10 protein-coding genes and 1 pseudogene are annotated in these 12,753 nt (G+C 63.0%); 9 read left to right on the top strand and 2 right to left on the bottom strand.

Features of this window, described 5'->3' with window-relative positions:
• Positions 1–34: 34 nt before the first annotated feature.
• Both ubiB and ubiE read right to left on the bottom strand, forming a co-directional pair.
• Positions 35–1,561, bottom strand: a complete 1,527-nt coding sequence (ubiB, locus tag AC04PT_RS04940; RefSeq protein WP_482872457.1) for a 2-polyprenylphenol 6-hydroxylase — start codon at positions 1,559–1,561, stop codon at positions 35–37.
• A complete protein-coding gene (ubiE, locus tag AC04PT_RS04935) occupies positions 1,561–2,313 on the bottom strand; it encodes a bifunctional demethylmenaquinone methyltransferase/2-methoxy-6-polyprenyl-1,4-benzoquinol methylase UbiE (protein WP_482872456.1) in 753 nt (250 codons plus the stop codon). Before ubiE ends, ubiB begins: the two co-directional genes overlap by 1 nt.
• A 98-nt stretch (positions 2,314–2,411) precedes the next feature.
• On the opposite strand from ubiE, the gene mutM reads away from it, so the two are divergent.
• The 9 genes and pseudogenes from mutM to AC04PT_RS04890 form a co-directional block, all read left to right on the top strand.
• Complete coding sequence (gene mutM / locus AC04PT_RS04930) at positions 2,412–3,263, top strand: bifunctional DNA-formamidopyrimidine glycosylase/DNA-(apurinic or apyrimidinic site) lyase (protein ID WP_482872455.1); 852 nt, start codon at positions 2,412–2,414, stop codon at positions 3,261–3,263.
• 65 nt (positions 3,264–3,328) lie between these two features.
• Entirely contained in the window at positions 3,329–4,105 is a 777-nt protein-coding gene (locus tag AC04PT_RS04925) for an enoyl-CoA hydratase (RefSeq protein ID WP_482872454.1), read from the top strand.
• A 174-nt stretch (positions 4,106–4,279) separates the two neighbouring features.
• Positions 4,280–4,543, top strand: a complete 264-nt coding sequence (gene rpsT / locus AC04PT_RS04920; protein ID WP_482872453.1) for a 30S ribosomal protein S20 — start codon at positions 4,280–4,282, stop codon at positions 4,541–4,543.
• A 490-nt stretch (positions 4,544–5,033) separates the two neighbouring features.
• Complete coding sequence (gene dnaA, locus AC04PT_RS04915) at positions 5,034–6,416, top strand: chromosomal replication initiator protein DnaA (RefSeq protein WP_482872452.1); 1,383 nt, start codon at positions 5,034–5,036, stop codon at positions 6,414–6,416.
• A 163-nt stretch (positions 6,417–6,579) separates the two neighbouring features.
• A complete protein-coding gene (gene dnaN / locus AC04PT_RS04910) occupies positions 6,580–7,698 on the top strand; it encodes a DNA polymerase III subunit beta (RefSeq protein ID WP_482872451.1) in 1,119 nt (372 codons plus the stop codon).
• A gap of 10 nt (positions 7,699–7,708) precedes the next feature.
• Positions 7,709–8,806 carry a DNA replication/repair protein RecF gene (gene recF / locus AC04PT_RS04905; protein WP_482872450.1) on the top strand — a complete coding sequence of 366 codons (1,098 nt, stop codon included), beginning with the start codon at positions 7,709–7,711 and terminating at the stop codon, positions 8,804–8,806.
• Between the two features lie 95 nt (positions 8,807–8,901).
• Entirely contained in the window at positions 8,902–11,319 is a 2,418-nt protein-coding gene (gyrB, locus tag AC04PT_RS04900) for a DNA topoisomerase (ATP-hydrolyzing) subunit B (protein WP_482872449.1), read from the top strand.
• 215 nt (positions 11,320–11,534) lie between these two features.
• Positions 11,535–12,316 (top strand): annotated as a pseudogene (locus AC04PT_RS04895) (AbiJ-related protein); the annotation flags it as partial.
• A gap of 228 nt (positions 12,317–12,544) precedes the next feature.
• Positions 12,545–12,753: abortive infection family protein (locus AC04PT_RS04890; protein WP_482873069.1), on the top strand; the 209-nt coding region annotated here is incomplete at its 3' end.

The raw sequence follows: 12,753 nt of genomic DNA, 5'->3' as shown, positions 1-12,753 counted from the left end.
TTATGTGGATCAGTAGCTTGAGGCGCGACAAGGGTCACGAAAACCCGATCGCCAAGGCCACCAGCAGACCGCCCGTCACCGCGCCCACGCCCAGCATGAAGGCGTTATGACGCGCCTGCGGCCGGGGCCGCGGAGGGGGCGCTTCCGATTGACGGATCAGGGCAACCTCGACCAGCCCGGGCAGCCGCGGGCCAAACCGCGACAGCACCCGCGCCGCCCGCGCCAGATCGCCGGCAAGAGCGCGCGGTCCAAGACTGTCGCGAATGTAGCTTTCCACGATCGGCTGCGCGACCTCCCAGATGTTGGTCCGCGGATTGAGCGAGCGCGCCACCCCTTCGATCACCACCATAGTACGTTGCAGGAGAATCAGTTCGGTGCGGGTTTCCATGCCAAACCGTTCGGTAACCTCGAACAGATAGGCCAGCAGCTTCGCCATCGAGATGCGCGTCGCGTCCATGCCGAAGATCGGCTCGCCCACGGCCCGCAACGCGCGCGCGAATTCATCGACGTCACGGTCGGCCGGCACATAGCCCGCCTCGAAATGCACCTCGGCCACGCGGCGGTAGTCGCGCTGGATGAACCCAAAGAGGATCTCGGCATAGACGCGGCGGGTGTATTCGTCGATATGGCCCATGATGCCGAAGTCATAGGCGATGATGTCGCCGTTCGCCGCCACCTTCATGTTGCCCTGATGCATGTCGGCGTGAAAGAAACCGTCGCGCAGGGCATGGCTCAGGAACAATTGCAGCACCCTCTCGGCCAGCCGCTCGCGGTCGTGACCGGCGGCGTCGAGCGCGTCATTGTCGCCCAGCGGTACGCCCTCGGCCCAACCCAGTGTCATGACCCGGCGGCCGGACAGCTCCCATTTCACCTCGGGAAGCTGAAAGCCCTCGTCGGCCCCGGTGTTGGCCGCGAATTCGGATGCCGACGCACTTTCCAGTCGCAGGTCCAGCTCGCCCATCACCACGCCTTCGAAATGCCGGATCACCTCCATCGGCCGCAACCGGCGCGACGACGGCGACAGCACCTCGACCGAGCGCGCGGCGAAATAGAAGGCGTCGATGTCACGGCGGAAAGCGCGTTCGATGCCCGGCCGCAGCACCTTGATTGCCACGGTCTCGCCGGTCTCGGCCACCTTGGCCTTGTGAACCTGGGCGATCGAGGCCGCGGCGACAGGTTCGCTGATCTCGGAGAACAGCGCATCGCTGCCCAGCTCCCGTTGGATCGACAGCCGCGCCTCGGACACCGGGAAAGGCGGCAATTGATCCTGAAGCAGCCGCAATTGCAGCGCCAGATCCGACCCCACCACGTCCGGCCGGGTCGACAGAACCTGACCGAACTTGATGTACGCCGGCCCCATCACCGTCAGTGCGCGGGTGACAGGCGGCAAGGAGGGGTCGCCCTTGTAACCCAGCCACTTGAATGGCCAGCCCAAGGCCCGCGCGGCTAGCCGAAGCGGTGCCGGCGCGTCGAAGGCATCGAGCACGTCGTTCATCGCGCCGGTGCGTTCCAGCGTGGCACCAGTGCGGATCAGGCGGAAAATGTTGTGAGGTCCGCGCATCAGAGTTTCCAGCCGGAGTGCAGGCAGGCGACGCCCATCGTCAGGTTGCGATACTTCGCCTGTTCAAAACCGGCGGTGCGGATCATTTGCAGAAAGGTCTCCTGATCCGGAAAGCGCCGGATCGATTCGACAAGGTACTGATAGCTGTCGCGGTCGTTGGCGATCATCTGCCCCATCGCCGGGATGACGTTGAACGAATAACGGTCGTAAGCCCACTGCAGCGACGGGTTGGGGATCTGCGAAAACTCCAGCACCATCAGGCGGCCGCCGGGTTTCAGCACACGGTAGGCTTCCGAAAGCGCATCCTCGGGGCGGGTGACGTTCCGGATGCCGAAGCTGATGGTGTAGACGTCGAAGCTGTTGTCCTCGAAGGGCAGGGCCATCGCGTCGCCCACCACCCAATCGAGACTGCCGGCAAGGCTTTCGGCCTCGGCGCGCTTGCGGCCCTCGATCAGCATCGGCTCGGTCAGGTCCAGCACGGTGGCATGGCCATGGCCCGCGCGTTTGAGAAACCGGAACGATACGTCGCCGGTGCCGCCCGCCACATCCAGCAGCCGCTGGCCGGGTCGCGGCGCCAGCCAGTCCATCATCGCGTCCTTCCAGACCCGGTGGATGCCCATCGACATCACGTCGTTCATCACGTCATAGCGCGAGGCGACGGAGTTAAAGACGCCCTGTACCCGGCCGGCCTTTTCGGTTTCCGGCACGGTCTGATACCCGAAATGCGTGGTCTTTGCGTCGTTGTCGCTCATCTTTGTCGCCCGGGCCCTTGCCGTTTCATTGCCTCACGCATTCTTATAGGGCGCTGACAGGCCGTTACAATGCGACCCCAAGGACAGGACCGCCCGGAATGCCCGAATTACCCGAAGTCGAGACGGTTCGCCGCGGCATGGCCCCGGTTATGGAGGGAGAGGTCATCTCCACCGTCGCCGTCAACCGCCCCGACCTGCGCTGGCCCTTCCCCGACCGAATGGCCGACCGGTTGGCCGGCCAGAGGGTCGCGCGGCTGCGGCGGCGGTCGAAATACATCCTCGCCGATCTGGACAGCGGCGAGACCCTGCTGATCCATCTGGGGATGTCGGGCCGGATGCTGATCTCGGGCGATCCGCTGGGGCGCTTCGTGCACGACCATCCGCCCGCGGAAAAGCACGACCACGTGGTGATCGACATGGCCAGCGGCGCCCGGATCACCTTCAACGATCCGCGCCGCTTCGGGGCGATGGACCTGATGCCCACCGACACCGCCGAGGCCCATCCCCTGCTGGCGAAGCTGGGGCCCGAACCGCTGGGCAACGCCTTCAGCGAATCCTATCTCGTCGAGGCGCTGAAAACCCGCAACACGCCGATCAAATCCGCGCTGCTGGATCAGAGGATCGTCGCCGGGCTGGGCAATATTTACGTCTGCGAGGCGCTGTTTCGCACCGGCATCTCCCCCCGCCGCAAGGCTCGTAACGTGGCGGAGGCGCGGGTTCGCAGCCTCGTTCCCGCGATCCGCGACGTGTTGGCCGAAGCCATCGACGCGGGCGGCTCATCGCTGCGCGATTTCCGGCAAGCCGATGGCGAGCTTGGATATTTCCAGCACAGCTTCGATGTCTACGGGCGCGAGGGCCAGCCCTGCCGCAACCCCGGCTGCACCGCTGTGATTGCCCGGGTGGTGCAGTCCGGCCGTTCGAGTTTCTATTGCCCGGCCTGCCAAAGATAGCTTGAACCGGCAAACAGGAATGGTAAGCACGGTGAACCTGACCGCAACAACGGAAAGCATCAAGCATGGCCTATGAGACGATCATCGTCGAAGTAGAAGACCACGTTGCCACCATCACCCTGAACCGCCCCGATGCGCTGAACGCGCTGAACTCCAAGCTCCTCGGCGAGCTGGTGCAGGCGCTGGGCGATGCGGAGCAGAACGACAAGGTGCGCTGCATCATCCTGACCGGGTCGAACAAGGCCTTTGCGGCGGGTGCGGACATCAAGGAGATGTCCGAGAAGACCTATGTCGAGGTCTTCACCGAGGATTTCTTCTGGCCCGAACACATGGCGATCGCCGGCACCCGCAAGCCGATCATCGCCGCCGTCGCCGGCTATGCGCTGGGCGGCGGTTGCGAATTGGCGATGATGTGCGATTTCATCATTGCCGCTGAAAATGCCAAGTTCGGCCAGCCCGAGATCAACCTTGGCGTCATCGCCGGCCTTGGCGGCACCCAGCGCCTGACCCGTTTGGTCGGTAAGTCCAAGTCGATGGACATGCACCTGACCGGCCGTTTCATGGATGCCGAAGAGGCCGAACGCTCCGGTCTCGTCAGCCGCGTGGTGCCCGCCAAGAAGCTGATGGAAGAGGCTCAGAGCGCCGCCCAGAAGATCGCCGAAAAGTCGATGCTGGCCGCCAGCGCCGCCAAGGAAGCGGTCAACCGCGCCGAAGAAGTGTCGCTGGCCGAGGGCCTGCTGTTCGAAAAGCGGCTGTTCCATTCGCTGTTTGCCAGCGAAGACCAGACCGAGGGCATGGCCGCCTTTCAGGAAAAGCGCGAGGCGCAGTTCCGCGACAAGTAGACCGGGGCTGCAATAAGCCCTTTGCAAGCGCGGCGAATTGGCTTATAGCCCGCCGCCATACATGCGCGTGCAGCCCGCTCAGGCTAGAATCACCCCGGTGGACCAAGGTCCGGGACGGTCTGGCATCGCGCTGAGAATTGAAACGCACCAGACCCGAAGAAGGGGAAGACGAACATGGCCAACTCGCCGCAGTCCAAGAAACGCGCCCGCCAGAACGAAAAACGCTTTGCCGTGAACAAGGCGCGCCGTTCGCGCATCCGCACCTACCTCCGCAAGGTCGAAGAGGCCATCGCCTCGGGCGATCAGGACGCCGCCACCGCGGCCCTTCGCGCGGTCCAGCCGGAAATCATGCGCGGCGTGTCCAAGGGTGTCATGCACAAGAACACCGCATCGCGGAAAATGTCCCGCCTGTCGTCGCGCGTCAAAGCGCTGGGCTGATACGCGCCACATCGCTGCACGAATTGAAAGCGCCCGTCCGTCGGGCGCTTTTTTGCGTCTATAGCGCTTCTCCAGGCGTATGTGGCGCGTCTGCACAGCCCGAAAGATTCTTTTCAGGCTTTGTGCGAGTCAAGATTTAGTTTCGGTTGCCGCTCCGCAGACGAGGTTGCTAGGTTCGGTCCTGCGAGTCATCTCGCACATGGGGGGACAGGCGGAAACAGTCGCGTTGCCACGACTGGTTTGTTCGGCGGGAAGGGGGAAACCTCTTCTTTTTGAACGAGTTAGAGTATTCTATTCGCTGCCGTGTCCAACATAGTGAAATTCGGTTCTGGAACCGATTCCCACGGCGCTGCCTTTGCCGGGGATCGTAATCCTGACCGCAAAGGCCATTCCCGCCGGGCTGCCCGGTGGGGTCAATATGGCATCGAAAACGGGGACGACGGGTGTTGTGGGACGCCCGGACATAATTGGGAACGGATGCAGGGACAACATGACAAAAGACCAATGGGGCGCATTACAGGGGCAGCTGCGGGAAACCGTGGGGACAAACAACTACACGAATTGGATCGAACCACTTGAATTTGACGGTGTCGCGGATGGGGTCGCGCGCTTTCTGGTGCCGACCAGCTTTCTCGGCAATTACGTGTCGCGGAACTTCGGCGACCTGCTGCTTTACACGATGACAAACGCTGGCGCCGAAGTGCGCCGCATCGAGTTCGACGTGCCGGCCAACAAGACGACGATGCCGTCCGCCATGGAGGTCAGCACGCCTGCGGCCAGTGCCCGGCCCCGTCCGCAAGCCCGCGCGCCCAAGCCCGAGGCTGCGGACCTGCTGCCGTCCGCGCCGCTCGACAAGCGCTTCACCTTCGACAGCTTCGTCGTCGGCAAGCCGAACGAACTGGCCCATGCCGCCGCGCGCCGCGTCGGTGAGGGCGGCGAAGTCACCTTCAACCCTTTGTTCCTTTACGGTGGCGTCGGGCTTGGCAAGACGCACCTGATGCACGCCATGGCCTGGGAACTGAAGGCCCGCCAGCCGCACCTCAACGTGCTTTACCTCTCGGCCGAGCAGTTCATGTATCGCTTTGTCCAGGCTCTGCGCGACCGCAAGATGATGGATTTCAAACAGATCTTCCGCTCGGTCGACGTGCTCATGGTCGACGACGTGCAGTTCATCGCCGGCAAGGAATCCACGCAAGAGGAATTCTTCCATACGTTCAACGCGCTGGTCGACCAGAACAAGCAGATCATCATCTCCGCCGACCGTGCCCCGGGCGAAATCAAGGATATGGAGAACCGTATCCAGTCGCGCCTGCAATCTGGCCTCGTGGTGGATCTGCACCCCACCGACTACGAATTGCGCCTCGGCATCCTGCAATCCAAGCTGGCGGCACACCGGTTGCAATATCCCGACCTCGAGCTTGACGGTAAGGTGCTGGAATTCCTCGCCCACCGCATCTCGACCAACGTGCGTGTGCTGGAAGGCGCGCTGACGCGGCTGTTTGCCTTCGCTTCGCTGGTCGGCCGTCCGATCACGATGGAGCTGACGCAGGACTGCCTTGCCGACGTGCTGCGCGCTTCGGAACGCAAGATCACCATCGAGGAGATCCAGCGTCAGGTGGCCGAGCATTACAACATTCGCCTGTCCGAACTGGTCGGCCCAAAGCGGTTGCGCGTCTTTGCCCGCCCGCGTCAGGTGGCGATGTACCTCTGCAAGCAACTCACCAGCCGCTCGCTGCCGGAAATCGGCCGTCGCTTCGGCGGGCGCGACCATACCACGGTGATGCATGGCGTGCGCCGCATCGAAGAGCTCAAGGTGCAGGACGGCCAGATCGCCGAAGACCTTGAAATGCTGCGCCGCACGCTGGAAGCGTAAGCCAAAAACATCAAAAGCGCGGGCAGGGGGCCTTCCCTGCCCGCCTGCCCTTGACGCCCCTCGCAAAGCATTGGAAACCTTCCGGCAACGCCCGGAAAAAGGGCTTGGAGCGACAGGGGGATACGGCTAACGTGCCGGTCCCGGGGTTTCGGAGGGACAGGGTATGAAGATCAGCATTGAACGCGGCACATTGCTCAAGGCGGTGGCGCAGGCGCAATCGGTGGTCGAACGCCGCAACACCATCCCGATCCTCGCCAACGTCTTGATCGAGGCCGAGGGCGACACCGTGTCCTTCCGCGCCACCGACCTGGATATCGAGGTCGTCGACAAGACCAACGCCCAGGTGGAACGCGCCGGGGCCACCACGGTCTCTGCCGTCACCCTGCACGAAATCGTCCGCAAACTGCCGGACGGCGCATTGGTGTCGCTGACCGAAGAAGGCGCCTCGGGGCGGCTCACGGTCGAGGCGGGACGCTCCAACTTCTCGCTGGCGACGCTCCCGCGTGAGGATTTCCCGGTCATGGCGACCTCGGAATATGCCACCAACTTCAAGGCCAAGGCCTCGGTGCTGCGGCGGCTGTTCGACAAGTCGAAATTCGCCATCTCGACCGAAGAGACCCGGTACTATCTGAACGGCGTCTACATGCACGTCTCGGACTCCGAGGGCGGCAAGGTGCTGCGCTGCGTGGCCACCGATGGCCACCGGCTGGCCCGGATCGACGCTGACCTGCCCGAAGGTGCGGCGGACATGCCCGGCGTGATCGTGCCGCGCAAGACGGTTGGCGAATTGCGCAAGCTTCTCGATGACGACGACATGGAAATCGCGGTCTCGGTGTCGGAAACCAAGGTCCGGTTCGCCACTCCCGAGATCACGTTGACGTCCAAGGTCATCGACGGCACCTTCCCCGACTACACCCGGGTCATCCCGCAGGGCAACACACGCAAGCTGGAAGTGGACGCGAGCGATTTCGCCCGCGCCGTGGACCGGGTGGCGACGGTATCGTCCGAACGGTCTCGCGCCGTGAAGATGGCGCTGGACGAGGATCGGCTGATCCTGTCGGTGAACGCGCCCGACAGCGGAGCGGCCGAGGAAGAACTGGCCGTGGCCTACGGCGATGAGCGGCTCGAAATTGGGTTCAACGCGAAATACCTGCTGGAGATCGCCAGCCAGGTCGACCGCGAGAACGCAGTATTCCTGTTCAACTCGGCCGGCGATCCGACATTGATGCGCGAAGGCAACGACACCAGCGCGATCTACGTCGTCATGCCGATGCGGGTGTGACCGGAGCGGTTTGCACACCCATCTGACATCCCTGAAATTGTCTCATTTCCGCTCGCACAAGCGCGTGGTGATGCAGATGGACGCCCGTCCTGTCGCGCTGTACGGCCCCAATGGCGCCGGCAAAACCAACATCCTCGAAGCGGTTTCGCTTTTCTCGCCCGGGCGCGGCCTGCGCCGTGCCAGCGCCGACGAGATGACGCGCCGGCCGGAGGCGCTGGGTTGGAAGGTCTCGGGCGAGGTGCAGGCCGAACGCCTGCACGAGATCGACAGCACTTCGGAAAACGGCGGCGCACGTCAGGTCAGGATCGACGGCAAACCCGCCCCGCAGGTCGCTCTCGCGCGCATCGCCCGCGTCCTGTGGCTGATCCCCGCGATGGACCGCCTGTGGATCGAAGGCGCGGACGGGCGGCGCAGGTTCCTCGACCGCATGACCCTCAGCTTCTTTCCGGATCACGCCCAGACCGTGCTCGATTACGAAAAGGCCATGCGCGAGCGCAATCGCCTGCTGAAAGATCAGGTCCGCGATCCACACTGGTACACCGCGCTCGAGGCACAAATGGCCCGCGCCGGGGCCGCCTTGCACGGCAACCGCCTGAAGGCCCTCGCGCGGATCGCCACCGCCCAGCAGGACGCCATGACCGCCTTTCCGGTCAGCGAACTCGATCTTACCTCGACCGAAGGCGAAATGCCCGCGACCGTAGACGACCTTCGCACCGCTCTGTCGGAAAGCCGTTTCCGCGACATGGCCACCGGCCGCGCCATGGTTGGCCCGCACCGTGCGGATCTGCACGCGGTCTATATCGCCAAGGGGACCCCCGCGCGCGATTGCTCCACCGGTGAGCAGAAGGCGCTGCTGATCTCGCTGATCCTCGCCAATGCGCGTGCGCTCTCTGAAGACACCGGCAGCCCGCCGATCCTGCTGCTCGACGAGGTTTCAGCCCATCTCGACGCCACCCGCCGCGCCGCGCTGTATGATGAGATCTGCGCCCTGGGATCACAGGCCTGGATGACCGGCACCGGCCCGGAACTCTTCGCCGATCTGGGCCCGCGCGCCCAGCGTTTCGAAGTGACCGAAACCAACGGGCAATCCGCCGTAACGGAAGCCTGACAAACCCTTGCCTATGACACAAAATATTGTGGCATCGGCGTGACATACCCCCCAAAACCGCATATATTCCGGGCAACTGAAAAAGAAGGCATCGCATGTCCGAGCAAGCTCAGCCCGCACCGGAATACGGCGCGGATTCGATCAAGGTTCTCAAAGGGTTGGAAGCCGTCCGCAAACGTCCCGGTATGTATATCGGCGACACCGACGACGGCTCGGGCCTGCACCACATGGTGTATGAGGTCGTGGACAACGGCATCGACGAGGCGCTGGCCGGTCATGCCGACTATGTGCACGTGAAAATACACGCCGACAACTCGGTCTCCGTACGTGACAACGGCCGTGGAATCCCGGTCGACATCCACGAGGAAGAAGGCGTGTCCGCCGCCGAGGTCATCATGACCCAGTTGCATGCCGGCGGTAAGTTCGACAGCAATTCCTACAAGGTCTCGGGCGGCCTTCACGGGGTCGGCGTTTCGGTCGTCAACGCGCTGTCGGTCTGGCTGGAACTGCGCGTCTGGCGCAATGGCAAAGAGCATTACGCCAAGTTCGAACATGGCGAGACCTCGGAACACCTGCGCGTTGTCGGTGACGCCCATGGCGAACATGGCACCGAGGTGCGCTTCCTCGCCTCGACCGACACCTTTTCGAACCTCGATTACGATTTCCACACTCTCGAGAAGCGCCTGCGCGAACTGGCCTTTCTGAACTCCGGCGTGAAAATCATTCTGGAAGACGACCGCCCGGCTGAGCCGCTCCATATCGAGCTGTTCTATGAGGGGGGCGTCAAGGAATTCGTCAAATACGTCGACCGCCACAAGCACCCGGTCATGCCCGAGCCGATCTATGTTAACGGCGAGCGGGACGACATCGGCGTCGAAGTGGCGATGTGGTGGAACGACAGCTATCACGAAACCGTGCTGCCCTTTACCAACAACATCCCCCAGCGCGACGGTGGCACCCACCTTGCGGGCTTCCGCGGTGCGCTGACCCGCACGATCCAGAAATACGCGCAGGAAACCGGCATCGCCAAGAAGGAGAAGGTCAACTTCACCGGCGACGACGCCCGCGAAGGCCTGACCTGCGTGCTCTCGGTCAAGGTGCCCGACCCGAAGTTCAGTTCCCAGACCAAGGACAAGCTGGTCAGCTCCGAGGTCCGCCCGGCGGTCGAGAACCTGGTCGGCGAGAAGCTGTCCGAGTGGTTCGAGGAAAATCCGAACGAAGCCAAGCAGATCGTCGGCAAGATCATCGAGGCCGCGCTTGCGCGCGAGGCTGCCCGCAAGGCCCGCGAGTTGACCCGCCGCAAGACCGCGATGGACGTGAACTACCTCGCCGGGAAACTGAAGGACTGCTCGGAAAAAGACCCCGCCAAGACCGAATTGTTCCTCGTCGAGGGTGACAGCGCCGGCGGCTCGGCCCAGACCGGCCGCGACCGTGGCACCCAGGCGATCCTGCCGCTCAAGGGCAAAATCCTCAACGTCGAACGCGCCCGTTTCGACCGCATGCTCGGCAGCCAGGAAATCGGCAACCTTGTTATGGCGCTGGGCACCGGCATCGGCCGCGATGAATTCAACATCGACAAGCTGCGCTACCACAAGATCGTCATCATGACCGACGCCGACGTCGACGGCGCGCACATCCGCACGCTCTTGCTGACCTTCTTCTATCGCCAGATGCCCAAGCTGATCGAGGGCGGCTATCTCTACATCGCGCAGCCGCCGCTCTACAAAGTCAGCCGCGGCAAGTCCGAGGTCTACCTGAAAGACCAGGCCGCGATGGATGATTATCTGATGAATCAAGGGATTGAGGGCGCGGTTCTCAAGCTGGCCTCGGGCGAAGAGATCACCGGCCAGGACCTCCTGCGCATCGTCGAAGAAGCCCGCCAGCTCAAGCGCGTGCTCGACGCCTTCCCGACGCATTACCCGCGCCACATCCTCGAACAGGCCGCCATCGCCGGCGCCTTCGTGCCCGGCGCGGTGGACGCCGACCTCCAAGGCGTTGCCGACCAGGTGGCCCAACGGCTCGACCTGATCGCGGTGGAATACGAAAAGGGCTGGCGCGGCCGCATCACGCAAGATCACGGCATCCGGCTTGCCCGTATCCTGCGCGGGGTCGAAGAGGTCCGCACCCTCGATGGCCCGATGCTCCGCTCTGGCGAGGCGCGCCGCACCGGCAGCTTCACCGAGTCCCTGCAAGAGGTCTATGGCACGGCCGCCACCCTGCACCGCAAGGACCGCCATCAGGTGATTCACGGACCGCTGGATCTGCTGCGCGCGATCCTTGAAGAGGGCGAGAAGGGAAACACGCTGCAACGCTACAAGGGTCTGGGCGAAATGAACCCCGACCAGCTCTGGGAAACCACGCTGGACCCGGACGCGCGCACGCTGTTGCAGGTCAAGATCGACGACGTGGCCGAGGCCGACGACATCTTCACCAAGCTGATGGGCGACGTGGTCGAACCGCGCAGAGAGTTCATCCAGAAGAACGCGCTAAGCGTGGAAAATCTGGACTTCTGAGCAGGTTGTAGGATCGCGTGTAATCGTGCGCGATCCCCATAAGTTTGCGCGATTTGCCCAAAGGTTTGCGCAGGCAACGCCGAAACGCATACTACCTGGTTCGGCGCTGGCCGCTCTTCGAGGCTTCGCCGTGGCCTAAAACAAAGACGGGAAATGATGGAGGGTGGGTTGGGAACTGCCAACCTGCTTCTTTTCAACACTCTGAGCCGAAGCCTATGAGATACCTGAGCATCAGACGCGAGAACGAAGGCAGCCTGCCCACCGTGGCGGAGCTCCTTCGCCAGAAGGGCGAACACGATGCTCTCCGCGCCATGAGCCAGGCAGACATCGAGATCGACGAGGTCGGCTACGACAATTGGGATGGCGGCACCGAACTCTGGACTGTCTTTCTTCGCGTCCCGGTCAGCGTTTTCGTGTCGATCGAGGACAGCCGGGATGAGATCGCCGGGATCATTTCGAAGAACCTCGAACTCGTCACAGGCAAGGATAATGGATACTGGGTGAGCGCGGAGATCTCGCCGATGCGCGCGCCGCCGGCGGGACGGCGTCTGTCCGACGGGAAGATCCGCGAACGGACACGCGCCGCCATCCTCGACGAAATGCGCGCCAGGGAGACGGTTTGGCACGGCGCCTTGGATGAGATCGCCTTTCTCAGCCGGATCTTTGATCTAACCTCCCTGCCCGCTCATGACAGCCGCTTCCAGAACGCCGAGCAGGACATCTGGCAGCACTGCATCAACAACTTCGACTGGCCACAGGATTGGGTCTACAGCGACCCGCGCTTCCGCCTCTATGCTGCCGAGCGGACATCTTCCTGAAGTTCATCTGCGAGGTTCTCCATCCCATCGTCCGAAAAGAAGACTCGGAACAGGACGCGCTCGCCAGGGCATTCAATGGTCACCTGCGGGCTGACGGATGGGAACTCGTCGAGGACGCCATCATAGATGGCAGACCGGCTTATGTGCCGCAACGCAAGGTTCACGCCCTGGGTGGATCGGTCCAGCGCATCAAGTCCGTGGCGGCCACCCTGAACTCAGACACGCTCTACGAGGACCTTCGACGCCTCGAGCGCATCGGCGACAGTGAGCCTGGCGAGGCAATCGCCCTGGCCAAGGAAATCGTCGAGAGCTGCTGCAAACTGATCCTGGATGATCGGAAGGTGGAATATCCTGAAAAGGCGGAAATCCCCGAGTTGCTGAAGTTCCTTCGCAAGGAGATCAAGATTATGCCGGATGGGATTGACGAAAGCGCCAAAGGAGCGAACGAAATCAGAGGTATCCTGACCAGCTTGGGTAATATCGCGCATTCTCTCGCTCCATTGCGGAACGTATATGGCAAGGGCCACGGCCGCGGTCGCGACTTCAAGGGACTGCAACCACGCCATGCCCGTCTTGCGATTGGGGCAGCCAGCACATTCGTCGATTTTGTCTTGGA

Source organism: Litorisediminivivens sp. KMU-197 (assembly GCF_056858395.1).
Note: the sequence above shows the minus strand (reverse complement) of the source record. Positions and strands in the feature narration are given on the sequence as shown.